The sequence below is a fragment of the Streptomyces sp. NPDC059740 genome, assembly GCF_042733155.1.
Taxonomy (GTDB): Bacteria; Actinomycetota; Actinomycetes; order Streptomycetales; family Streptomycetaceae; genus Streptomyces.
In genome coordinates this window covers 287,407-310,740 of the sequence record NZ_JBHWGP010000001.1, presented here as the reverse complement: position 1 = coordinate 310,740, position 23,334 = coordinate 287,407, and the positions used below count along the sequence as shown (strand labels likewise).

Below are 23,334 nucleotides of genomic sequence, written 5' to 3'. Positions count from 1 at the left end.
GGCGGAGGATACGAGATTCGAACTCGTGAGGGGTTGCCCCCAACACGCTTTCCAAGCGTGCGCCCTAGGCCACTAGGCGAATCCTCCGCCGGAGACCCTACAGGACCGCGGGAGGTGGTCGAGCACGTGGACCGGGGTGCGGACGTGAGGGTGGGGTGAATCACTCCCGGCCGTCTGCCGGCGTCTCGCTCCTCCTGGCCCACGGTCGCGGCCGGTGCCGGTCCGTCCGGGCCGGGCGGCGGGAGGGACGTCCGCAGATGACAAGGAGCCGGACCGCGTGCTGCGGTCCGGCTCCTCGTTTCGCCTGTTCAGGCGGGGTGCGGAGGATACGAGATTCGAACTCGTGAGGGGTTGCCCCCAACACGCTTTCCAAGCGTGCGCCCTAGGCCACTAGGCGAATCCTCCGCCGGAGACATTACATGACCGCGGGGAGTGGTCGCGAACTCGTTCTCCCCCGGAGGTATCCGCTACAGTGGGGGCCAGCCCCTCACGTGGCGCTATCTCACCGAACTCCCCCAGGGCCGGAAGGCAGCAAGGGTAAGTGGGCTCTGGTGGGTGCGTGGGGGGCGTTGTCGTTCCCGGGGAGGGCCTGCCCGGGCAGGGCCGGTGGTCGAGGTCGACTCCCACCGGTCGCGGACGCGGGCGCGGGGCCGGGCGGAGACCGTCGGACGTCAGGGCGTCGGGCCCCGGTCGGCAGCGCCGGTTCCGCCGGGGCCCCCCGGTCTGGCGGCGGCGAACGGCTCGGACCCGGTTGTCGGCGCGGGCCGATATCGTCGTAAGGGTGTCGTCCCTCGCGCTGTACCGCCGCTACCGCCCCGAGACCTTCGCGGAGGTCATCGGGCAGTCGCACGTGACCGATCCGCTCCAGCAGGCCCTGCGCAACAACCGGGTCAACCACGCGTACCTGTTCAGCGGGCCGCGCGGCTGCGGCAAGACGACCAGCGCGCGCATCCTGGCGCGCTGCCTGAACTGCGAGCAGGGGCCCACGCCGACTCCGTGCGGGCAGTGCCAGTCCTGCCAGGACCTCGCGCGCGGCGGACGCGGCTCGATCGACGTCATCGAGATCGACGCCGCCTCCCACGGTGGTGTCGACGACGCCCGTGACCTGCGCGAGAAGGCCTTCTTCGGCCCTGCCTCCAGCCGCTACAAGATCTACATCATCGACGAGGCCCACATGGTCACCTCGGCGGGGTTCAACGCCCTGCTGAAGGTGGTCGAGGAGCCGCCGGAGCACCTGAAGTTCATCTTCGCCACGACGGAGCCCGAGAAGGTCATCGGGACGATCCGCTCGCGGACCCACCACTACCCGTTCCGGCTGGTGCCGCCGGGCACGCTGCGCGACTACCTCGCCGAGGTCTGCGAGCACGAGAAGATCGCCGTCGAGGACGGCGTGCTGCCGCTGGTGGTCCGCGCCGGCGCCGGCTCGGTGCGTGACTCGATGTCGGTGATGGACCAGCTCCTGGCCGGCGCCGCTGACGAGGGTGTCACCTACGCCATGGCCACGGCACTCCTCGGCTACACCGACGGTTCGCTGCTGGACTCGGTGGTGGACGCCTTCGCCGCGGGGGACGGCGCCGCGGCCTTCGAGGTGGTCGACCGGGTCATCGAGGGCGGCAACGACCCGCGGCGGTTCGTCGCCGACCTGCTGGAGCGGTTGCGGGACCTGGTGATTCTGGCGGCCGTCCCGGACGCCGAGGAGAAGGGGCTGATCGACGCACCCGCCGACCTCCTGGAGCGGATGCGGGCCCAGGCCTCGGTCTTCGGTGCCGCCGAGCTGAGCCGTGCCGCGGACCTGGTCAACGAGGGCCTGACCGAGATGCGGGGCGCCACCTCGCCCCGGCTCCAGCTCGAACTGATCTGCGCGCGGGTGCTGCTGCCCGCCGCCTACTCCGACGAGCGCTCCCTCCAGGCCCGGCTGGACAGGCTGGAGCGCGGGGCCGCCGGCGGGCCCCAGGTGAGCATGGCGGCCCCGGGCGACCCGGTGGTCGAGTACGTGCCGGGCCCGGGCGGACACCAGGCGGCTCCTCCCGCAGGACCGGGCGGTCCGGCTGCGGCGAGGGCCGCGATGCGCGAGGCGGGCGGCGCCCCTCAGCAGTACCCGCCCCAGGCCCAGCAGCCTCAGCCCCAGCAGTCTCCGCCGGGCCCGTCCGCACCGTCCCCGTCCCGGCCGTCCGGCCCGGGCCCGGTCGCCGGTGGCGAGGAGGCAGCCGAGGCGTCGGGCCGGCCGGGGCCGGCGCGGACCGCGTCGCCCGGTGCCTGGCCCACGAGCGGCTCCGCGGCCGGTGGGCCCGACGCCGGGCCGAGCGGCGCCCCCGCGGCGCCCCGGGACGAGCCCTCGGCGCCCCGCGGCGAGACCCCCGGTGGCGGGAACGGCACCGCGGCTGCCCGGCAGCCCGGCGCATGGCCCGCGGCTGCCGGTCCGGGCCGGTCCGGGGCGTCCTCCGGCGTGCCCGGGGCCCCGGCGGGGGAGTCCGGCGGGGCCGACGCGCGGCGACCGGGCAGCTGGCCGACCGCGGCGGCACCGGGCAGGACCCGGCCGCGTCCGGAGCCCGAGCAGGACGACCAGGCCGCCGCGGGCCACTCCCAGGCCCCCGCGGCCGACCCCGGTCGGCAGCACCCGGGCTCACCGGGCGGTGGCCCGGCGTCCGGCGCCGGCCCGCAGGCGGCCGGGGGCGCGGCACAGGGGGACATGGCACAGGGCGCGGTCCAGGTCCGGCAGATGTGGCCCGGCATCCTGGAGGCGGTGAAGAACCGCCGGCGCTTCACCTGGATCCTCCTCAGCCAGAACGCGCAGGTCGCGGGGTTCGACGGGCGCACGCTCCAGATCGGCTTCTCCAACTCCGGCGCGCGCGACAGCTTCGTCGGCAGCGGCAGTGAGGACGTGCTCAAGCAGGCCCTCTCGGAGGGCTTCGGGGTCCAGTGGCAGATCGAGGCCCTGGTGGACCCCTCGGGCGGCGCCGGCGCCGGCGGCGCGCCCCCCGCCAGGGGCCCCGGCGGGAACGGCGGCTACGGCGGCGGCGGGCAGGGACCGGCGGCGCCCGCGCCGTCCGGGTACTCCCCTCCCGCGCCCCGCAGCCAGGACGGCGGCAGCGGGCCGGCGGCCGGCGAGGACTCGGGCGGGTCCCGGGCCGCGCGGGCGGCGGTGTCGGGCTCCGCGAGTGCCGGGCAGGGACAGCCCGCCGGCGGCCCGCAGTCCTCGTCGCCGGCCGGCTCCGGCTGGTCCGAGCAGTCCTCGCCCTACGAGGAGGACATGCCCGCGGAGGACGACCCCGACCTCGTGGACTCGGCGCTCAGCGGCCACGACCTGATCGTCCGCGAACTCGGTGCCACGGTCCTGGAGGAGTTCAGCCACGAGTGACCGCGGGGACCACCCGGTGGTTCCCGTCCCCGGCCTCGCCCCGGCGCCCGGTGGTCCTGGGTCCGCGGTCGGCGCCGGCCCCGCAGCCGGTGCCCGGCCGTGGAGCCGGTGGGAGGGCCGGCGAGCCGGCCGCCGAGGGCACGGCGGGACGGCTGCCGCCTCGTGCCCCGACATGCCGCGCCGCCCGAGCCGACCACGTAGGCTCGGCCTTCCGTACACCCGTAGTCGTCGTTCGCAGGAGTCATGTCGTGATCCCCGGTGGTCAGCCCAACATGCAGCAGCTGCTCCAGCAGGCCCAGAAGATGCAGCAGGACCTCGCCGCCGCACAGGAGGAACTGGCGGGCATGTCCGTCGAGGGCTCCTCGGGCGGCGGCCTCGTCAAGGCCACGGTCTCGGGCTCCGGTGAGCTGAAGGGCCTGGTCATCGACCCGAAGGCGGTGGACCCCGAGGACACCGAGACCCTCGCCGACCTCGTCCTGGCCGCCGTGCGCGACGCGGTGGGCTCGGCCGAGCAGGTCCAGCAGCAGAAGCTCGGCCCGCTGGCTCAGGGCCTCGGCGGTGCCGGCGGCGGCATCCCCGGCCTCGGCATCTGAGACCCGCCCCGTCCGGCCCTCGTGGCCGGACCGCCTTCGGGGGAACCTCGGTTTCCCCCCTTCAGAAGGCGGGGGCAACTAGCGTACGTTCAGCGGCAGGAGAGGAAGAGGGCGTTCCGTGTACGAAGGCGTGGTCCAGGACCTGATCGACGAGCTGGGCAGGCTGCCCGGCGTCGGTCCCAAGAGCGCGCAGCGGATCGCCTTCCACATCCTGCAGGCCGAGCCGACCGACGTCCGCCGGCTCGCCCACGCCCTCATGGAAGTGAAGGCGAAGGTCCGGTTCTGCAGCGTCTGCGGGAACGTCGCGCAGGAGGAGCAGTGCCGGGTCTGCCAGGACCCGCGTCGCGATCCGGCGGTCATCTGCGTGGTCGAGGAGCCCAAGGATGTCGTCGCCATCGAGCGGACCCGTGAGTTCCGGGGCCGCTACCACGTCCTGGGCGGGGCCATCAGCCCGATCGAGGGCGTCGGTCCGGACGATCTGCGCATCAGGGAGTTGCTGGCACGCCTCGCCGACGGCACCGTCACCGAGCTGATCCTCGCCACCGACCCCAACCTGGAGGGAGAGGCCACCGCCACCTACCTGGCGCGCATGGTCAAACCCATGGGGCTGCGGGTGACCAGGCTGGCGAGCGGGTTGCCGGTCGGAGGAGACCTGGAGTACGCCGACGAGGTCACGCTGGGGCGGGCCTTCGAAGGAAGGAGACTTCTCGATGTCTGACGCCACGCTGCACGACACGACACGCAACCCCGACGACTTCGCCGTCCAGATCTCCGACTCGGTCGAGAGCTTCATCGTCGCGGTCACCGAGGTGGGTCGTGGCGACGAACCGGACAGTGCGGTGCCCTTCCTGCTGCTGGAGATCTCCCAGCTCCTGCTGACGGGCGGCCGTCTCGGGGCGCACGAGGACTTCGTGCCCGACGAGCGGTACGAGCCCGACATCGGTCCCGAGCCGGACGTCGACGAGCTGCGGGAACGCTTCGCCGTGCTGCTGGACCCGATCGACGTCTACTCCGAGGTCTTCGACCCGTACGTGCCCCGGCAGGCGCCCGTCGCCCGGCGCGTCTCGGACGACCTGGCCGACATCGTCGCCGACCTGCGGCACGGGCTGGCCCACTACCGGGCCGGCCGCGTCAGCGAGGCGCTGTGGTGGTGGCAGTTCTCCTACCTCTCCAACTGGGGCCCGACCGCCTCCGCCGCCCTGCGCGCGTTGCAGTCCCTGGTGGCTCACGTCCGCCAGGGGCAGCCGCTGGTGGAGCTGGACGGCCTGGACACCGACAGCGACACCGACGGTGAGGACGCGCTGGCGGAGGAGGCCGGTCGCGTGATGGCCGAGGAGATCGGCGTCCCGGTCCGCGTACAGGAAGCCTGAGGCGCCGCCGGCACACCCGGCGGACCCGGGGCCGCTCACCCGCACGGCCCACCCAGCCCCGACCGCGGACCGGCCCACCCCGCACGGCCTGCGGTGTTCCCGGCCGCGTCCGGGGCGCCGGGGCGCCGGGGCGCTCGCGCGCGGTGCGGGGGTGCGCGGGCCCGGGGGCGACGCCGGGCGCGGGGCAGGTGGTGCGGGGGCGCGTGTCAAGGCCCCACGTGCGGTTTGTGAACTGGCTTACCTTTCCGTGTGCTCTCCGGGCGACGGGGCAGGTACAGGCCGAGCGGGCGCGATGGGGCGCCCACGCCGACGTCGGACAGTGGGTGGCCGACCCGCGTACCTCACGCTCGCGGGACGCCGCGGAGGAACGCGGCCCGCCGCCCGCCGACCGGAGTGTGAGCCGCGTATCTCACCACGTGGTACTGGCGAGGCGGAAACCGCCTGCTCGTTAGACTGAGCCGACCGCATGACCTCCTTGAAGGAGGTCCGGGAGCCGAGGTTCCCGAAGAGACAGTTGCGAGGAGCGCACGTGGGCCTTGTCGTGCAGAAGTACGGCGGCTCCTCCGTTGCGGATGCCGAGGGCATCAAGCGCGTCGCCAAGCGAGTGGTGGAGGCCAAGAAGAACGGCAACCAGGTGGTTGTCGTGGTCTCCGCGATGGGCGACACGACGGACGAGCTGATCGATCTCGCTCAGGAGGTGTCCCCGATCCCGTCGGGGCGCGAGTTCGACATGCTGCTGACCGCCGGAGAGCGGATCTCCATGGCCCTGCTGGCCATGGCGATCAAAAACCTCGGTCACGAGGCGCAGTCCTTCACGGGCAGCCAGGCGGGGGTGATCACCGACTCCGTCCACAACAAGGCGCGGATCATCGACGTGACCCCGGGCCGCATCCAGACCTCCGTCGACGAGGGCAACATCGCCATCGTCGCCGGCTTCCAGGGCGTCTCCCAGGACAAGAAGGACATCACCACGCTGGGCCGTGGTGGTTCCGACACCACCGCCGTGGCGCTCGCCGCAGCGCTGGAGGCGGACGTCTGCGAGATCTACACCGATGTCGACGGCGTCTTCACCGCCGACCCGCGGGTGGTGAAGAAGGCCCGCAAGATCGACTGGATCTCCTTCGAGGACATGCTGGAGCTGGCGAGCTCCGGCTCCAAGGTGCTCCTCCACCGCTGTGTGGAGTACGCACGCCGTTACAACATCCCGATCCACGTCCGCTCGTCCTTCTCCGGACTGCGCGGCACCTGGGTCAGCAACGAACCGCAAGGGGACCAGTCGATGGAGCAGGCGATCATCTCGGGTGTCGCGCACGACACCTCCGAGGCGAAGGTCACGGTCGTCGGAGTGCCCGACAAGCCGGGTGAGGCCGCGACCATCTTCCGGGCCATCGCGGACGCCGAGATCAACATCGACATGGTCGTGCAGAACGTCTCCGCGGCGTCCACCGGCCTGACCGACATCTCCTTCACGCTGCCGAAGTCCGAGGGCCGCAAGGCCATCGCGGCGCTGGAGCGCACCCGCGAGAGGGTCGGCTTCGACTCGCTGCGCTACGACGACCAGATCGCCAAGATCTCGCTGGTCGGCGCGGGGATGAAGACCAATCCGGGGGTCACGGCGGGCTTCTTCGAGGCGCTCTCGAACGCGGGCGTCAACATCGAGCTGATCTCGACGTCCGAGATCCGCATCTCGGTCGTCACCCGGGCCGACGACGTGGCCGAGGCCGTCCGTGCCGTCCACACCGCCTTCGGGCTCGACAGCGAGAGCGACGAGGCCGTCGTCTATGGAGGCACCGGCCGATGACCTCGGGCTTCGCGGACCGCCCCGGTACGCAGGGGGCGGTCCGCAAGCCGAACCTCGCCGTCGTCGGTGCGACCGGTGACGTGGGGAGGGTCATGCTCGGCCTGCTCTCGGAGCGGGCCGACGTCTGGGGCGAGATCCGGCTGGTCGCCCCCGGGGCGCCGTCGCCCGGCAGCTTGACGGTGCGCGGCGCGGAGACCGAGGTGCTCCCCCTCGACGAGGACGCCCTGCGGGGCGCGGACGTCGTGGTGTTCGCCGACTCCGAGGCCGGCTCCGAGGAGGTCAGCCGGCACTGGGCGCCTCGCGCCGTGGCCGGCGGGGCGGTGGTCGTCGACGGCACCGCGGCCTTCCGCGGCGACCCGGAGGTCCCGCTGGTGGTGCCCGAGGTCAACGCCGCGGCCGTCCGGCTCCGGCCCCGGGGCATCGTCGCCGGCCCGCACTGCACCACCCTGGCGATGATCGTCGCGGTGGGCGCCCTCCACGCCGAGTACGGTCTGGAGGAACTCGTGCTCTCCAGCTACGAGGCGGTCTCCGCCCTCGGTCCGGCGGGCGCGGCGACCCTGCGTGCCCAGCTCGCCGCCGTCAGCGGCACCGACCTGGGCACCGCGCCCGGCGACGTGCGTCGCGCGCTCGGCGACGGGCTCGGGCCCTTCCCGGCGCCGGTCGCACTCAACGTCGTGCCCTGGACGGGTGAGGAGGCGTCGCAGGGCTGGTCCACCGAGGAGCTGGCGCTGCGTGAGGAGTCCCGCCGCGTGCTCGGGCTGCCGCACCTGCGGGTCGCCGCGACCTGTGTGCGCGTACCGGTCCTCACCGGACACGCCGTCTCCGTCCATGCCCGCTTCGAGCGGGACGTCACGGTCGCCGGTGCCCACGAGATCCTCTCCGCCGCACCGGGCGTGGTCGTCTGCGACGACCCGGCCACCGGGGAGTTCCCCACGCCCGCGGACGTGGTCGGTACCGACCCCTGCTGGGTCGGCCGGGTGCGGCGCTCCCTGGACGACCCCCGGGCGCTGGAGCTGTTCGTCTGTGCGGACAACCTCCGCAAGGGTTCCGCCCTCAACCTGACGCAACTGGCCGAACGGATCGCCGCGGAGCTGACGGCGGGCGCGGTCGACGGCCACCGGCACTGAGCCGGCAGGGCCCTACCGGTGACGCTCCCGCACGTCGGCGACCACGCAGCTGACGTTGTCGGGACCGCCGGAGCCGTTCGCGCGGCCGACGAGTGCGCGGACGGCCTCCTCGGGCTCGCTGACCCCGGTGAGCAGCTCGCGGATCTCGTCGGCCGGCACCACGGTCGACAGGCCGTCGGAGCAGAGCAGGTACCGGTCTCCTTGCCGGGCGTCGTGCAGGCGCAGGTCGGGGGTGACCGCGCTCTCCTGGCCCAGCGCCCTTACCAGCAGCGAACGCTGGGGGTGGAAGGCGGCTTCCTCGGGGCTCAGCCGCCCTTCGTCGACCATCGCCTGCACCATGGTGTGGTCGTGCGTGATCTGGAACAGCTGCCCGTCGCGCAGCAGATAGGCGCGGGAGTCGCCGATGTGGACCAGGGCGAGTCGTGACCCGGTCCAGAGCATCGCGGTGAGTGTCGTACCGGCCTCCTCGGAGGAGGTGCCGGTCCCCGCGAGACCGCGCACGGCCTGTTCGGCCTGTTCGACGGCGCCTTCGAGGACGCCCAGGAGGTCGCCCGCCCAGACGCCCTCGGTCTCCAGGCGCTTGAGCGCCTCGACGGCGGCGGCGCTTGCGGGAGCTCCCCCGCTGCCGAAGCCGTCGGCGACGGCGAGCAGGTGGGAGCCGGCGTAGGCGGTGTCCTGGTTGGACTCACGGACCAGGCCCGTGTGGGAGAGGGCGGCGTACTGGATGTCCAGGGGTGTGGCGGTCGGGGACACGGCAGGGTCCTTCCGGGAGAGGTGGTCGATGAGGAAGGCGGGCCAGGTCCCGCCGTGCGGCGGTCTCCGCCTCGACCCGGGCCCAGAACGCGCGGATCTCCTGGGCCGCCGCGTCCGCCTCCAGCGTGCGGACGTGCCGGATGCGGGCCAGCGGCATCCCCAGCCGTCGGAGCCAGGCGACCAGTCGGGCCTGCTCCAGCTGTTCCGGGGCGTAGAGGCGGTAGCCGGTCACCGGGTCGACGCGAGCAGGGGCCAGCAGGCCGAGTTCGTCGTAGAGCCGCAGCGCCTTCGGCGACAGCCGGGACGCCTTCGCGAAGACTCCGATGGTCAGCAAACCCATGCCCGTTCCTCCTCGTGCCGGGCACCTCGCCCGGCTCACTGATGCTGCGGTCTGCCCCAAGGGAAAGGTCAACCAGGGCGAGAGACGGACAGGGCGGCCCTTTCCGGGCGGGCCGTCGGGGGCGCCGCCCGACGGCACGTCAGCCCGCGTCGACCCTGTGGAGATTATGTGAGCGAATCGTTGGGCTCTTCCCCTTGCTATGGGTCGGCCATCTGTCCGACGATTTCGCTTCCGCCCGGCTTCGGAACCGATGGCCGGGCGGTTCGCGTCTCTCTGGCCGCCTCCCACGGCGTCCGGGGTTCGGGGGCATGGAGGGCGGGTGGTGCACATGGCGGTGTACGACGGATACGGGGGCGGTGTCCCGTACGCGTACAACCCTGACGGGGGGAAGCGTGTCCAACAGGCGTGGCAGAGGTACTCGGCATGGCAACCCCGGTGGGCCGGGCGGGCGGCGTGGCACTGCCGCGCCCAAGGGCGGCCGGCGGCATGCCGGTGATCGCGCCCTGGTCCGCCCCGCGTCCGGCTCCCCTCCCCCAGCAACGGGAGGACTCTGAGGAGACGGCGACGGCAGCAGTGGCGGGCACCACCGTCGACCACCTCACGGAGACCTACCGCGCGCACTACCGGTCGCTGCTGGGACTGGCGGCCCTGTTGCTGGACGACACCGCCTCCTGCGAGGACGTCGTCCAGGAGGCGTTCATCCGCGTGCACTCCGCCCGCAGCCGTGTCCGTGAGCCGGAGAAGACGCTGGCCTACCTGCGGCAGACGGTGGTGAACCTCTCCCGCTCGGCCCTGCGCCGGCGCATCCTCGGCCTCAAGCTGCTCTCCAAGCCGATGCCCGACATGGCCAGCGCGGAGGAGGGCGCCTACGAGCAGTTGGAGCGCGACCAGCTCATCCAGGCCATGCGCGGGCTCCAGCGCCGGCAGCGTGAGGTGCTCGTGCTGCGCTACTTCGCGGACATGACCGAGGCGCAGGTGGCCGAGACGCTGGGGATATCGCTGGGTTCGGTCAAGGCGTACGGCTCCCGGGGTATTGCGGCACTGCGTGTGGCCATGGAGGCACCGGCATGAGTGGCGGAGGCGACCGCCGGCACGAGAGGCCGGGGCGCGGCCCGGAGCCCGTCGAGCGGCTCCGGCCGGCCGACCCGGCCGAGCCGCCGCCCTCCGCCGAAGAGAGCCCTCTTTCCGGGGAGAGCGTCCCCGGCGGACCGAAGGGCGAGGAGGACGGGGGTTCCGGCGGACCGCCGGCCGACGGATCGGCCCGGCTGCGCGCCGCACTCGCCGAGGACGCCGCGAGCGCAGGCCCGCATCCGGCAGGAGCGGGCCCGCACCCGGCAGGCGCCGGCTCCGCGCCGAGGACCGGCCGGCCCTCGGCGGAGCACGCCCGGTCGGCAGACGGTCCGGAGGAGGCCCACCGCCCGGCCTCCACGCTCCGCACCCCGCAGGCATCCCGCACCCCGCAGGTATCCCCTGCACCCCGCACTGCCGAGGAGCCGGAAGCATCGCCGGCCCCGGGCACGCCGGACCGTCCGGTGCCGGCGGACCGGCAAGGGGGTACGCCCGATCGTCCTGGTACGCCGGCTCGCCCCGGTGCGCCGGATCGCCCCGGTGCGCCGGTGGGGGCGGCGGGGCGGCCCCGGACGGCTGGCCCGGCGCCGGAGCCGGCGTCGGACGGGGCATCGGAGCCGGCCTCGGCCACCAGGGCGTCGCCGTCGTCGGCGTCCGGGCCCTCAGGAGGCGGGCGGCAACCGGCGCCGAACCCGGCGGAGCCCGGCAGGGGCGGAGCCGAACCCGGCGGCAGCGGTGGAGCCGAACCCGGCGCTGACGCCTCGGGCGACGGCCCGGGCGGGCGACCGGGGACCCGTCGCGGCTGGGAGAACTTCGACGAGGACGACGTGCGGCGGCTGCTGCACTCCGTCGCAGGCAACCTGGAGCCCAGCGGCGACCCCCTGGCACACCTGCAGCAGGCCGTCCCGGCGCGGCGCCGCAGGCGGCGGCAGCTGGTCGCCGGGGCCGTCGCCGCGTTGGCGCTGGCGGGGGTGTCGCTCCCGCTGGCCGTGCACGCGGTGCCCGGCATCGGAGCCGACGACCGCAGCACCAACACGGCCAGCAGCAAGACGCTCCCCGGAGCCGCAGGCAGGCAGGACGGCCCCGACGGGGACGGCGGCTCCGGGGCGGGGGCCGGCAGCCGCCCGCCGCACGCGCACGGTAAGGCCGGGCACCGGGACGGGAAGGCAGGGGCGTCCGCGGACCCGGGGGGCGCCGGGACGGGCCCCTCGCCGACCGAGACGGCCAACGTGACGTCCCCCACCTGCGGCAGGGAGCAGCTCGGCGCCGGTTCCGCGTCCAGCGGTTCGCCCGACGCGGCGGGCCGGGTCTACGGCACCTTCCGCGTCGCCAACGTCTCCGATGCCCCCTGCACGGTGCAGGGCGGCGGCACGGTCAGCGCCATCGCCCAGGGCGGCGCCCGTAGCGCGGCGATCCAGGTGGTCGACCACACCTCGGGTGACGCAGCGACCGGTCTGCCCGACCCCACCGACGCCCCCGACCAGTTGGTGCTGGAACCGGGACAGGCCTACGAGGTCCGCTTCGCCTGGGTGCCGCGGGAGGGCGGCGGCCGGTCGGGGTGCGCCACCGACGACGGGTCACCCACTGAGGACCCGGCGCCACCGGGGGAGACCACCGGCGCCTCGGACGCGCCGCAGGGTTCCGCACCCGCGGCCGGTGACGGTGGGGACGGTGGCGCGGGCTCCCAGGCGGGTGGCTCGGACGGGACGTCGGAGAGCGGCGTGCCCGCCAGCGTCAGGTTGAGCAACACGCCCGAGGCGGGTGGTCCGACCGCAGCCGAGACCGTTCTCTCCGAGGCCTGTGCGGGAACCGTCTACCGCACCGGTGCCCTGCCGGCGACCTCCTGAGCCAAGCGCCCGGGCCGGGTCCGCCGGCCCGCTGCGGGGGCCCTGCCCCGGAGGGGGCGGTGCGGCTCCGGCGCCACGGCACCGTACCGTTGGGGTGTGTACCGGTTTCTGCTGACCCCGCGATGGTGGGGGATCAACCTCTTCGCGCTGCTGGCGGTGCCCCTCTGCGTCCTCATGGGCACCTGGCAGCTCAGCCGTTTCGAGGACCGTGTCGACGCCCAGCACCAGCAGGAGCACCGCACCACCCGGGCCCAGCAGGCCGCGCCGGAACCCGTGGGCCGGCTGCTGCCCGTCAGCCAGGTCACCTCGGGGCGACTGGCCACCGCCCGCGGTCGCTATGACACCGGTCACCAACTTCTCGTGCCGGGACGGCGGCTGGGCGAACGGGAAGGCTTCTACGTGCTGACGCTGCTGCGGACCGACGGGGGCAAGGCGCTGCCGGTGGTGCGCGGCTGGCTGCCGGGGGACGCGGACGACCCGCACGCCACCGCGAAGGTGCCCGCCCCGCCGCGTGGCGAGGTGACGGTCCAGGGTGCTTTGCAGGCGTCGGAGAGCCAGGACACCGACGGCGCGGTCTCCGGCGGTCTCCCGCAGGGGCAGCTCGGCATGATCAGCGCTGCCTCGCTGGTCAACGTGGTGCCCTACGACGTCTACGACGGTTGGGTGACGCTCACCCACCCCCGGTCCCCGCTGAAGCCCGTGCCCCCGGCCGCCCCTGAGAACAGCGGGCTTGACCTCAAGGCCTTCCAGAACCTCGGATACACCGGCGAGTGGTTCGTCTTCGCGGGCTTCGCCGTCTTCATGTGGTTCCGGCTGTTCCGGCGCGAGGCGGAAGCCGCCCGCGACCGGGCTCTGGGCATCCACCCCGACCCCGGGCCCCGCTCCGGCTTCGGCGTCCCCCCGGCCCCCCGCTCGGAGGCCCGGACGGCCCCGGGGACGGCGGACGCGTCGGTCGAGGCCGCCGCCGCGGGCGCACCCGCGCAGTCCGGCGGAGACGGCCCCGGGCGCGCCGCCCGCTGAGCCCGGCTCCCGCGGAGCCCCCGCTGCGCCCGGTTCCGCGGATCCCCCCGCTGCGCCCGGCTTCCGCTGAGTCGGCTCCTGCCTCTTACGCCGTCCGCCGTCCGTGGTGCGCTGTCCGTGGTGCGCTGTCCGTGGTGCGCGTGCGCCGTCCTGCGCCGACCCGCTGTCTCCTTCCGTCCGACCGTCTCCGTCGGTCTCAGGCCAGGGTGCGTCCGGTGCGGTGTCTGCGGGGCCGCAGCAGCAGGTAGGTGGTGGCGAGGACGGTGACGCCCTGCGCTGCGACGGTGAGGGTCTTGTCGCTGTTCCAGATCGGCTCGTACATGTCGGGGACCGGGCCCAGCGAGCCGACGTCGACGAAGCGGTACACCAGGAGCAGCGCCAGCCCGCCGGCAGCGACGAGCCAGGCCAGCGCGTCACCGAGCCGGCGGCGCCAGAACAGGACCAGTACCGCTGCCAGGCAGGCCAGCGCGCTTTCGAGGCGGAACAGCGTCCCCTGGCTCACCCAGGCCGACACGGCGTCGTACTGCTCTGCGAGGCGGGCGTGCACCCAGGCGTCCACGGCCAGACCGGCGGCAGCCAGCAGGCGTGCCACGGCTCCCGGGGCACCGCCGAGGCCACCGGGGCGAAGGGCGGGGGTGTGGCGGGCCGGCGACATGGTTCCTCCTGGTGGACGACCTGGGTCAACCGACGGTGAGCGTGCCCTTCATGTTCGGGTGGATGGTGCAAGTGTAGGGGTACTTGCCTTTCTTGGACGGCGCCGTGAAGGTGACGCTCTTGCCCGGGGCGATGTCGTGGGTGTCAAAAGACTTGTTCTTCGCCGTCACGGTGTGGGCGGTGTTGTCCTTGTTGGTGACCTTGATCTTCTGGCCGGCCTTGACCTTCAACGTGGCGGGCCTGAACGTGAAGTCCTTGATCGTCAGCTGGGGCGAGCCGGCGCTGTCGGCGGCGGGCGCGGCCGAGGAGGCCGCCCCGCTGCCCGTGCCGCCACCGCAGCCCGAGAGGGCCACTGCACCCAGCAGTGCCGCCACCGGCAGGCACAGGCGTCGCGAGCGGGTCGTCACGGGCATGGCATCTCCTGAGAGCTCACGGGAGGCGACGGTCAGCACCCGGACCACGGGGACGTGTCCGTGGTCCCGGCGGCACCTCCTCCCCGACGGGTGACGAGGACGGCACGACCGTGGAGCCCGCCGACACCGCCCGCCCTTGCGCCGGGGTGCCGGGACACCGGGGACGTCGTGGGGCACGGAGGCCGCCTCTCCCTGCACTACACCCCGGCAGCGCGGTCACCGACCAGCTCGGAGCGGCATTCGGGCGAGCGGAGCCACGGCCGCCCACGCACCACGCAGCCGGGACGGCCGTCCGGGCGCCATGGACCCGGGCCGGCCGGCCCGGAGGCAGGAGAGGCGCCCCGGGCCCGGCCGTCCCGTGGGTGTCAGCCGACTCCCAGGTGGCGCCGCGCGAAGTCCAGCTCCAGCCGGACCTGCTTGATGCGCTCCGCCACGACGAGGGAGCCGTGCCCTGCGTCGTAGCGGTACACCTCGTGCGGGTGGTCCCGCTTCTTGAGCCGCTCGACGTAGTTCTCCACCTGCCGGATGGGGCACCGGGGATCGTTGACGCCCGCGGAGATGTACACCGGGGCGCGGACGGCCTCGACGTACGTCAGGGGCGAGGATGCCTCGAACCTCTCCGGGACCTCCTCCGGGGTGCCCCCGAGCAGGGTGCGGTCCATGGCCTTCAGGGCCTCCATCTCGTCGTGGTAGGCGGTGACGTAGTCGGCCACGGGCACGGCCGCCAGGCCCACCGCCCAGTCCTCCGGCTGGGTGCCGAGGCCGAGGAGGGTGAGGTAGCCGCCCCAGGAGCCACCGGAGAGGACCAGCCGCTCCCGGTCGGCGAGGCCCGACTCCACGGCCCAGGCGCGGACCGCCGCGATGTCCTCCAGCTCGATGAGGCCGACGCGGTGCTTGAGGGCGTCGGTCCACTCGCGGCCGTACCCGGTGGAGCCGCGGTAGTTGACGCGGACCACCGCGAAGCCGTGGTCGACCCAGGCCGCCGGGCCGGAGGCGAAGGAGTCGCTGTCGTGCCAGGTCGGGCCGCCGTGGATGTCGAAGACGGTCGGGAAGGGCCCCTCGCCCGCCGGCTTCTGGACCAGCGCGTGGACCGGTCCGCCGGGACCGTCCACCCAGACGTCCTCGACCGGGACCGACGGCGGGGCCTTGGGACCGGGCGGGTCCAGCACGACCCGGCCGGCGGTCGACCGCACCTCCGGGGGCTGGGCGGCGGAGGACCACAGGAACTCCACCGTCCCGTCCGGTCGAGCCGTGGCGCCGCCCAGCGTGCCGGCGGGCGTCTCCACGCGGGTGAGGGCGCCGGCGGCCAGGTCGTGGCGGTAGAGCTCGCTCCGGGCCCGGTACTCGTGCTCGACGAGCAGCGCCGAGCCGTCCGGGTACCAGTCGGCGGAGACGTCGCCGGGCAGGTCCAGGCCGAGTTCGGTCTCCTCACCGGTGAGCGGGTCCCAGACCATCGGCTCCCAGCGGCCTCGGCGCTGGTGACCCACGAGCAGCCGCGAGTCGCCCTCGACGGGGGCGAAACCCATCACCGACAGGCCCAGCGGGCGTGTGCCGCCCTCGGTGTCGTCCAGCTCCGCGACGGTCGAACCGTCCAGCCGCACGATGCGGATCGCCGAGTGCATGGCGTCGCCGTGCTCGGTGTGCTCCATGGCGACGAGGGTGCCGTCGCGGGAGAGGTCGGCCACGTCGGCCGACTCGCGGTGGCGGTAGATCTCGTGCGGCTCCTCGCCCGGGCGCACCACGTGCAGGGTGCTGCCGTCCTCGTCGGTGGAGCGGCCCACGACGGCGGTGCCGTCCCGGCCGAGGGCGAGCCCTGCGGGGTAGGAGGGCGCGAGGCCGGGGGCGGCCTCCTCGTCGGGGCCGCCGTGGAAGGGCTGCCGCCGCCAGACGCCGAACTCGTCGCCGTCGGTGTCGGAGAACCACCAGATCCACGCGCCGTCCGGGGAGAGCGTGCCGTGGGTCGTGCCGTTGGGGCGGTCGGTGGCCTGGCGGCGGGTGTCGGTGGTGCGATCCCACGCGTACAGCTCGAAGGTGCCCGTGGCGTTGGACACGAAGAGCGAGCGGTCGGGGGCGTGTTCGGCCCACTCCGGCAGCGACACCCGAGGCGCGCGGAACCGACGCTCCCAGGCCGGCAGGTCCGCGTCCCCCGTCGCCGAGGGGCGGCCCGCGGTCTCGGGTGCGATGGATTCGGTGCTCTCAGTCATGCCCCCATTCTGCGCCGAGCCGCCCACCCTCCGTCCAGGTCGGCCCCGACCCTGTGGACAACCGGGAGGACGGGGGAAGCGAGAGACCACCAGCCTGTGGAAAACCCGGCCGCGCCCGTCCCCACCGCCCCCGCTGCCGCCCCCACCGCCCCCGCTGCCGCCCCCCGCTGCCGCCCCCCGCTGCCGCCCCCCGCTGCCGCTCCCGCGCCCCGCCCGGCCGGGCCCCACGCACCACTCCGCGGGGTGCGCTACCCCTGTGGCCCCGCGAGGTGGGCGACGAGCCGGGCCATGTTGCCGGTGTAGGCGGACGTCGTGATGCCGGTGGCGCTCGGGTGCGGTGTGTAGAGGGGGGTCGCGGGCGGGTCGGCCGGGTCGTAGGGGGAGGAGTCGCCGAGGTCGCCCACGTGCTTGCTCCGGTAGGCCGTGCCGTCGTACGGGGTGGCGGAGGCGGGGCCGCGGTAGGGGTTGGTGGTGGTGCCGATCGGGTTGAGCCAGTGGTCGCGGGTGCCGAGCCCCGCCACCAGCCCCGCCGCCTCGGCCGCCGTGACCGTGGGCAGGGTGAGCGTCGACTCCCGGAAGAGATCGGTGAGTTCGAGGTCGCGGATGCTGAAGTAGCGGGGCAGCGCGTAGGGCCGCCCGGGCGTCAGCGGCGACCGCGCCCTCAGCTCGGCCACCTCGGCCCGCCCCAGCGACATCAGCTCCTCGTAGGTGGCCCGCAGCGAGGCGGTGTCCACCGACCGGCCGGCGGAGTAGTGGCTGAGGGTGTTTCGGTGGTCGTGGTCGGAGTAGTAGGCGCCGTTGCGGATGTTGGAGCCGAAGCGGTGGACGAACCGTGGCCGGTTGGTCCCCAGGTCCACGAAGGTCGGGTGGGTGCTGCCGGCCAGCAACGGGTTGTCGGCCTTCTGTTCGGCGGTCAGCGGACAGCTCTCCAGCCAGGCGATGGCCTCGGGCACCCGCTCCAGGTAGGCGTGGTCGCCGGTCAGCCGGAAGTAGTGGAAGAGCTGGCGGACGTTGGTCTGCGTGGTGTGCGTCGTCAGCGCCCGCGGTTCGTAGGAGCGGGCGCCCGCCGGTGCCCCCGCCGGCCGGCCGCCCGCGGCTCGCGTCAGGTGCTGGAGGCCCCAGCCGGCCTGTGGACCGGGCTGCTGGAGCCGCCGCAGGCAGGCCATGGCGCGCAGCACGGGCCGGTGCAGGTCGTGCCTGCCCAGTGCGGCGGCGCACATCAGCAGGAACTTGATGTTCTCGCCGAGCACGTCGTCGTTGAAGGTGACGTGCCCGGTGTAGTCCCCGTCCTCCATGCCGTGGCGGATGTCCGTGGGCAGCCAGGACGGGCGGTCGGCGGGCCAGTGGGTCCGGCTGACCGAGCCGGCGAACGCGGGGAAGCGCTGCGGCCAGCCGCCGTCGGCCGGGCCGCCGCTGAGCTGGGCGCGGAGCACGAAGCCGATGGCCCGGTCCAGGGCGGCGCCGAAGACCGGGTCCCGGCGCTCCAGGTAGAGCCGCAGCAGGAGTTGGGCCGTGGTGGCGGTGCCCGCGTCGTCGAAGGTGGCGTTGCCGTAGTGGTGCTGGAACTCCTCCAGCCGCCAGCCGTTCGCCCCGACCGTGGCGTACCACTCGCGCAAGGCGCCCTCACCGGCGAAGTCGTGGACGTAGTTCCAGCCGCCCACGGGGAGTTGGGCCCGTACCAGGGCGTGTCCGGTGCGGGTCGCCGCGTGGAGGAAGGACTCGTCGCCGGTGGCGTGGTAGGCGTCGAGGAGGCTGTGGCCCACGCTCGGGGTGCCCGGCGGCTGTACCCAGCACATGGTGCGCCTGGCCGCCATCTCGCCCCAGGTGGCGGAGAGGTCGGGGAGATAGCTCCAGACGTAGGCGCCTTCGTACGAGACCTGTTCGTCCATGAAGACGGCGGCACGGCGCATCGCCCGCGCCACCTCCCCGGTCCGGGTGGTCTCGGCGGCGGAACCCGTGGCGCGGGTGGCCGCCCGGGCGGGGGCTGCCCCGAGCAGGGGGAGCACGCCCAGGGCGGCGGGTGCGGTGGCGAGTAGGGCGAAGTTCCTGCGGGTCATGGGCGGTGTCACGGGTGCGCCTCCCGGCATGGGTGGGCCGCGTCGCGGTCTTCCCGTCGCCCGGCGGTCACCGGACGGCGTGAGGGGTCAACTCGTCGGCGGGCTGGGGGAACCGACTTCGCGCCTTACGCCTATCACCTGCCGTCGCGGCCCCTCAAGGTTCGCGTCAGTGAAAGTTGTTCAGCCATGTGACCGTCGAGGGTGTGGGCGGGGGGAGTGGGGAGAGCGCCGTGCCGGTCATGGCGGGTGCGGCGGTCCCTGGCCCGACCGGTGCCCCACGCCCCGCCGTGCCGGAGCGGGAACCGGAAGCGGCGCCGGAGCCGGCCGGCGACCGCTACGGGCAGCCGGCGAGCCCCCGGGACAACCGGGGAGCCCCACCGGTGGCGGAGGAGGCCCGGCGGACCTTCAGAGCCAGCCCTTGTGCCGGAAGGAGCGGTGCACCAGGAAGCAGACGACCGCCGTCACGCCCATGACCAGCGGATACCCGAAGCTCCAGGTCAGCTCCGGCATGTCGTGGAAGTTCATGCCGTACACCCCGCACACCATCGTGGGTACGGCGATGACACCGGCCCACGCCGTGATGCGGCGCATGTCCTCGTTCTGCGCGATCGTCACCTGCGCCAGGTGCGCCTGGAGGACGGAGTCGAGGAGCCCGTCGAAGACGGTGACCTGTTCCACCACGTGTGCGAGGTGGTCGGCCACGTCCCGGAAGTAGGGCCGCACCGCACCGTCCACCGGTCCGGCGGGCCGGGTGGCCAGGGTGTGCAGGGGGCGGGCCAGTGGTGTCACGGCCCGCTTGAGCTCCAGCAGTTCGCGCTTGAGCTGGTAGATGTGGCCGGCGTCGGTGCGACCGCCGTCCTCGCAGCAGACCGCGGCCTCCACCGCGTCGATGTCGTCCTGCACCGCGTCCACCACCGCGAGGTAGTCGTCCACCACCCGGTCGGCGACGGCGTGCAGGACCGCGGCGGGGCCGAGCGCCAACCGGTCCGGGTCGGCCTCCAGCGACTCCCGTACCGGGCCCAGCGAACCGTGGTTGCCGCGCCGGACCGAGATGACGAAGTCGGGGCCGGTGAAGACCACCAGCTCGCCGCTGTCCACCACCTCGCTGGTCGCGGTCAGCTCGCGGTGCTCGACGTAGGTGACGGTCCGCAGCACGGTCAGGAGGGTGTCGCCGTAGAGTTCCGCCTTCGGCCGCCGGCTTTCCCCCATGGCCGCCGACACGGCCAGCGGGTGCAGCGCGAAGCGCTCCGCGAGGTCCGCGAACTCCGCGTCGTCGGGCTCGTGCAGGCCGATCCACACGAATCCGCGCCCGGAGCGGCGCACCCGCGTGAGCGCCTCGTCGAGGCCGGCCGGCGCCTCGCGACGCCGCCCGTCCTCGTAGACCACGCAGTTGACGACCGCGTTGCCGAGCGGGGAGCGGGCCGGGTGGCTGAGGTCGACCCGTGGCGGCCGGGGGCGCCGGAGCGTGCGGCGGAGATCACTCGTCAGCGTGGGCACGGTCGGCTCCTTCCCGTCGCGGTCAGTGTGCCACCCCCGCACGAGGCCCCGGACCGTGCTCCGCTTCCCGTCCGAATCCCGGGGCTCCGCCTCCCACGGCCGCGGCCGGCCGGCCGTCGAGGAGCGGACGGATCGGGGAGCCGGCCGTCGGTGAGGGGAGGGGCGGCCGGGAACCGGCGGGATGCCGACGGGGGACGGTTGACGGGGGCGGACACGGGCCGTCCAGGGGCCGGCCGTTCGGGGCGTCACAGGTCCACGTCGTCCCACTGGTCCAGGAGCGCGTCGCCCAGGTCCTCGCCGCTCGCGCCGGCGGCGTCGTGCGGGGACTGCTCGGCCCAGATCACCTTGCCCACCGGGGTGTACCGGGTCCCCCACCGCTCGGCGAACTGGGCGACGAGGAAGAGGCCGCGGCCCCCCTCGTCCGTGGCGCCGGCCCGCCGCAGGTGCGGGGAGGTGCTGCTGCCGTCGGACACCTCCACCACCAGGGTGTGGTCGCGCAGCAGGCGGACGGCGATCGGCGGCGAGCCGTAGCGGACGGCGTTGGTGAGCAGTTCGCTGAGGATCAGTTCGGTGGCGTAGGCGATCTCCTCCAGGCCCCACTCCTGCAGCCGTCGGGAGCACCGGGCGCGCACGTCGGCCACCGCGGCCGGGTCGGGCGGCACCTCCCAGGTCGCCACCTGGTCCGCCGCCAGCCGCCGGGTACGGGCCACCAGCAGGGCGATGTCGTCGACGGGCTGCGGCGGCAGCAGCGCGTGCAGCACGTGGACGCAGGTCTCCTCCGGGGTGGCCTCGGGGCCCGTGGCGGCGAGCGCGTCCTGGAGCGCCCTGAGCCCCGTCTCCAGGTCCCGGCGGCGGTCGGTGACCAGACCGTCGGTGTAGAGGACGATGCGGGTGCCGACGTCCAGGCGCAGGACGGCGGCCTCCACCGGCAGCGGCTCGCCCACACCCAGCGGCGGCGAGACCGGGACGTCCACCAGCTCCACCCGCCCGTCGGGATGGACCAGCGCGGGGCCCGGGTGCCCGGCCCGTGCCACGGAGCAGCAGCCGTCGACCGGGTCGTAGACGGCGTACAGGCAGGTGGCGCCGGTCAGGCCGGCCTCCTCCTCCGCCCCCTCGCCGCCGCCCGACTCGTCCCGGTCGATCGCCGTGACCAGTTCGCCCAGCCGGCTCAGCAGCTCGTCGGGCGGCATGTCCAGCGCGGTGTAGTTGTACACGGCGGTGCGCAGCCGGCCCATGGTGGCCGCGGCGTGCAGCCCGTGGCCCACGACGTCGCCGACGACGAGGGCGACGCGGAAGCCGGGCAGCGGGATCACGTCGAACCAGTCACCGCCCACCCCGGCCCGGGCCGGCAGGTACCGGTGGGCGACGTCCACGGCGTCCTGCCGGGGCGCGCCCCGGGGCAGCAGCCGCCGCTGGAGGGTGACGGCCATGGCGTGCTCGCGGCTGTAGCGGCGGGCGTTGTCCACGGAGACCGCGGCCCGTGCGGCCAGCTCCTCCGCGAACGCCAGGTCGTCCTCGTCGAAGGGCTCCCGCGGGTCCCGCCGCCAGAAGTCCGCGACGCCCAGGATCACCCCGCGGGCCTGCAACGGCACGGTGACGAGCGAGTGCAGGCCGGACTCCAGGAGCCGGGTCACCAGCTGCGGCTCCTGCCGCCGCCACTTCCGGGCCTCGCGCAGGTCCGGTTCGAGGACGCCGGCGCGCCGTTGCAGCGCCCGGGCGTGCGGAGCGGCCTCGGCGCGGTCGAGGGAGCTCAGCGGGATGAGGGGATGGTCCTCGGTGAGCCCGACGAGCGCGACCCGGCGCAGCGGGGGCACCTCGCGCGTCGGCTCGTCACCGCGCAGCACTGCTTCGGCCAGGTCGACGGCGACGACGTCGGCGAACCGCCCCACGGCCACGTCGGCAAGTTCCTGCGCGGTGCGGGTCACGTCCAGCGTGGTGCCCAGCCGGGTGCCGGCGTCGTGCAGCAGCCGCAGTCGCTCCCGGGCGGTCTCGGCCCGGCCGGCCAGCGCCTGGAGTTCGGTGGAGTCGCGCAGCGTGACCACGCTTCCCGGCAGTCCGCCGAAGGGCGCGGTGGGGCGCTTGTTGACGGCCAGCATGCGGTCGCCGGCCCGGTGCACGTGGTCGGTGAGGGCGCCCTCGCCGGTCAGCAGGGCGACGGTGTCCGGCTCCAGTCCCAGCGAGGCGACGCGCTGCTGCTCGGCGTTGCGGGGCAGGTCCAGCAGACGCAGTCCCTCGTCGTTGACGAGCAGCAGCCGGTCGTCGGCACCGATGATGAGGACGCCCTCCCGCACGGCGTGGAGCACGGCGTCATGGTGCTCGTACATCCGGGCGAGCTCCGCCGGCGCCAGGCCGTGGGTCTGGCGCCGCAACCGCCGGCTGACCAGCGCGGTGCCCGCCGCGGTGAGGAGCAGCGCCGCCGCGCCGACCACCAGCAGCGCCGGGAGCTGCCGGTTCACCGCGCTGTTGACCCGCTGGACGGTGACACCGACCGACACCAGCCCGGCGTAGGAGCCGTCCGGCCGCCGGATGGCCACGGCGGTGTCGACGGCGAGGCCCTGGGCGGAGGTGAGGACGTGCGTGGTGGGCTGGGGCCGCAGGAGGGGACCGACCCGCGCCACGATGTGCTGTCCGATCCGGGCCGGGTCGGGGTGGGTGAGCCGGATGCCGTGGACGTTGGAGACCACCACGTAGTCCACGCCCGTCTGCTTGCGGACGGCCTCCGCCCGGGGTTGGAGCACCGCGGTCGGGTTCCGGCTCTCCACGGCCTGGAGGGTGCCGGGGGCGCGGGCGAAGGCGTCCGCCGCGGCGAGCGACCGGGCGCGGGCCTCACTCTCCCCGTCGCGGCGGCTCTGGAGCAGCAGCACCGCTCCGGCCGCGGCGATCAGCAGGAGCACGATGACGAACTGGAGCAGGAAGACCTGGCCCGCCAGGCTGCGGATGCCCAGCAGTGACGCCCGGCCGCGGCCCGCGGGCATGCTCCCGCCCCGCCGGGCCCGGGCTCGGGCCGCCTGCCACCGGCCCGGCGGGCGGGAAGGGGGTGGAGCGGTTGCCCGTTTCCTCCGGGAGCGTCCGAACATGGGTCATTTCTAGCAGCGCCCGGGCCGCCGACCCCGAAGGAGCAGCCGCAGGTGTGGTGGTGGGGGGGGGCCCCCGCCCGGCGGGGCCAACCCAGCCCCAGGGGGCGGGTGGCCCCGGCGGGGGGGGGGGCCCCCGGGCCGCCGGCCCCCGGGCA

15 protein-coding genes, 2 tRNA genes, 1 other RNA gene and 1 pseudogene are annotated in these 23,334 nt (G+C 74.4%); 10 read left to right on the top strand and 9 right to left on the bottom strand.

The genetic code is table 11. The features are described from left to right. Nucleotides 1-2 precede the first annotated feature (2 nt). Both ACFV3R_RS01040 and ACFV3R_RS01035 read right to left on the bottom strand, forming a co-directional pair. Nucleotides 3-87: transfer RNA gene (locus tag ACFV3R_RS01040), tRNA-Ser, on the bottom strand. Between the two features lie 233 nt (nt 88-320). Continuing rightward, nucleotides 321-405 (bottom strand) — tRNA-Ser (locus ACFV3R_RS01035). A 73-nt stretch (nt 406-478) separates the two neighbouring features. Between ACFV3R_RS01035 and ffs the strand changes: the two genes are divergently transcribed. From ffs to ACFV3R_RS01000, 7 genes are all read left to right on the top strand, one after another. Beyond that, an RNA gene (gene ffs, locus ACFV3R_RS01030) (signal recognition particle sRNA small type) lies at nt 479-577 on the top strand. Nucleotides 578-781: 204 nt separating this feature from the next. Then, nucleotides 782-3,358 (top strand): DNA polymerase III subunit gamma and tau, encoded by a 2,577-nt coding sequence (locus ACFV3R_RS01025; RefSeq protein WP_385573203.1) that lies wholly within the window; start codon nt 782-784, stop codon nt 3,356-3,358. Nucleotides 3,359-3,606: 248 nt separating this feature from the next. Then, nucleotides 3,607-3,951, top strand: coding sequence for a YbaB/EbfC family nucleoid-associated protein (locus ACFV3R_RS01020; RefSeq protein WP_385573201.1), 345 nt, complete (start codon nt 3,607-3,609; stop codon nt 3,949-3,951). A gap of 118 nt (nt 3,952-4,069) precedes the next feature. Beyond that, entirely contained in the window at nt 4,070-4,669 is a 600-nt protein-coding gene (gene recR / locus ACFV3R_RS01015) for a recombination mediator RecR (protein WP_385573198.1), read from the top strand. Further along, nucleotides 4,662-5,321 carry a DUF5063 domain-containing protein gene (locus ACFV3R_RS01010; protein WP_385573196.1) on the top strand — a complete coding sequence of 220 codons (660 nt, stop codon included), beginning with the start codon at nt 4,662-4,664 and terminating at the stop codon, nt 5,319-5,321. The genes recR and ACFV3R_RS01010 overlap by 8 nt, the downstream gene beginning before the upstream one ends. 529 nt (nt 5,322-5,850) lie before the next feature. Continuing rightward, the gene (locus tag ACFV3R_RS01005; protein WP_385573193.1) at nt 5,851-7,122 is read left to right on the top strand and encodes an aspartate kinase; all 1,272 of its coding nucleotides are present in this window, start codon (nt 5,851-5,853) and stop codon (nt 7,120-7,122) included. Continuing rightward, nucleotides 7,119-8,249: an aspartate-semialdehyde dehydrogenase gene (locus ACFV3R_RS01000; RefSeq protein WP_385573191.1), complete on the top strand. Its 1,131-nt coding sequence runs from the start codon at nt 7,119-7,121 to the stop codon at nt 8,247-8,249. Before ACFV3R_RS01005 ends, ACFV3R_RS01000 begins: the two co-directional genes overlap by 4 nt. Before the next feature lie 12 nt (nt 8,250-8,261). On the opposite strand, the pseudogene ACFV3R_RS00995 reads toward ACFV3R_RS01000, so the two are convergent. Beyond that, nucleotides 8,262-9,342, bottom strand: a pseudogene (locus ACFV3R_RS00995) (MerR family transcriptional regulator). Between the two features lie 423 nt (nt 9,343-9,765). Here ACFV3R_RS00995 and ACFV3R_RS00990 point away from each other — a divergent pair. The 3 genes from ACFV3R_RS00990 (at nt 9,766) to ACFV3R_RS00980 (ending at nt 13,277) form a co-directional block, all read left to right on the top strand. Next, nucleotides 9,766-10,413 carry a SigE family RNA polymerase sigma factor gene (locus tag ACFV3R_RS00990; protein WP_385573188.1) on the top strand — a complete coding sequence of 216 codons (648 nt, stop codon included), beginning with the start codon at nt 9,766-9,768 and terminating at the stop codon, nt 10,411-10,413. A gap of 824 nt (nt 10,414-11,237) precedes the next feature. Further along, nucleotides 11,238-12,257 carry a DUF4232 domain-containing protein gene (locus ACFV3R_RS00985; RefSeq protein ID WP_385573184.1) on the top strand — a complete coding sequence of 340 codons (1,020 nt, stop codon included), beginning with the start codon at nt 11,238-11,240 and terminating at the stop codon, nt 12,255-12,257. Nucleotides 12,258-12,353: 96 nt separating this feature from the next. Further along, nucleotides 12,354-13,277: an SURF1 family protein gene (locus ACFV3R_RS00980; RefSeq protein ID WP_385573181.1), complete on the top strand. Its 924-nt coding sequence runs from the start codon at nt 12,354-12,356 to the stop codon at nt 13,275-13,277. 196 nt (nt 13,278-13,473) lie between these two features. Here ACFV3R_RS00980 and ACFV3R_RS00975 read toward each other — a convergent pair whose 3' ends face one another. The 6 genes from ACFV3R_RS00975 to ACFV3R_RS00950 form a co-directional block, all read right to left on the bottom strand. Then, the gene (locus ACFV3R_RS00975; RefSeq protein ID WP_385573179.1) at nt 13,474-13,932 is read right to left on the bottom strand and encodes a hypothetical protein; all 459 of its coding nucleotides are present in this window, start codon (nt 13,930-13,932) and stop codon (nt 13,474-13,476) included. Nucleotides 13,933-13,957: 25 nt separating this feature from the next. Continuing rightward, a complete protein-coding gene (locus ACFV3R_RS00970; RefSeq protein WP_385573177.1) occupies nt 13,958-14,344 on the bottom strand; it encodes a cupredoxin domain-containing protein in 387 nt (128 codons plus the stop codon). 365 nt (nt 14,345-14,709) lie between these two features. Continuing rightward, a complete protein-coding gene (locus ACFV3R_RS00965; protein ID WP_385573175.1) occupies nt 14,710-16,548 on the bottom strand; it encodes a prolyl oligopeptidase family serine peptidase in 1,839 nt (612 codons plus the stop codon). 248 nt (nt 16,549-16,796) lie between these two features. Then, nucleotides 16,797-18,605, bottom strand: coding sequence for a pectate lyase (locus ACFV3R_RS00960; RefSeq protein ID WP_385573172.1), 1,809 nt, complete (start codon nt 18,603-18,605; stop codon nt 16,797-16,799). 405 nt (nt 18,606-19,010) lie between these two features. Then, a complete protein-coding gene (locus tag ACFV3R_RS00955) occupies nt 19,011-20,093 on the bottom strand; it encodes a magnesium and cobalt transport protein CorA (RefSeq protein WP_385574208.1) in 1,083 nt (360 codons plus the stop codon). Between the two features lie 254 nt (nt 20,094-20,347). Next, nucleotides 20,348-23,077, bottom strand: a complete 2,730-nt coding sequence (locus ACFV3R_RS00950) for a SpoIIE family protein phosphatase (protein WP_385573170.1) — start codon at nt 23,075-23,077, stop codon at nt 20,348-20,350. Between the last annotated feature and the right edge of the window lie 257 nt (nt 23,078-23,334).

Excerpts from the sequence above, each read along its gene's own strand:
- ACFV3R_RS01010 (WP_385573196.1), top strand. The coding sequence starts at position 4,662 with ATGTCTGACGCCACGCTGCACGACACGACACGCAACCCCGACGACTTC.
- ACFV3R_RS01000 (WP_385573191.1), top strand. The coding sequence starts at position 7,119 with ATGACCTCGGGCTTCGCGGACCGCCCCGGTACGCAGGGGGCGGTCCGC.
- ACFV3R_RS00990 (WP_385573188.1), top strand. The coding sequence starts at position 9,766 with ATGGCAACCCCGGTGGGCCGGGCGGGCGGCGTGGCACTGCCGCGCCCA.
- ACFV3R_RS00975 (WP_385573179.1), bottom strand. The coding sequence starts at position 13,932 with ATGTCGCCGGCCCGCCACACCCCCGCCCTTCGCCCCGGTGGCCTCGGC.
- ACFV3R_RS00970 (WP_385573177.1), bottom strand. The coding sequence starts at position 14,344 with ATGCCCGTGACGACCCGCTCGCGACGCCTGTGCCTGCCGGTGGCGGCA.
- ACFV3R_RS00965 (WP_385573175.1), bottom strand. The coding sequence starts at position 16,548 with ATGACTGAGAGCACCGAATCCATCGCACCCGAGACCGCGGGCCGCCCC.
- ACFV3R_RS00960 (WP_385573172.1), bottom strand. The coding sequence starts at position 18,605 with ATGACCCGCAGGAACTTCGCCCTACTCGCCACCGCACCCGCCGCCCTG.
- ACFV3R_RS00950 (WP_385573170.1), bottom strand. The coding sequence starts at position 23,077 with ATGCCCGCGGGCCGCGGCCGGGCGTCACTGCTGGGCATCCGCAGCCTG.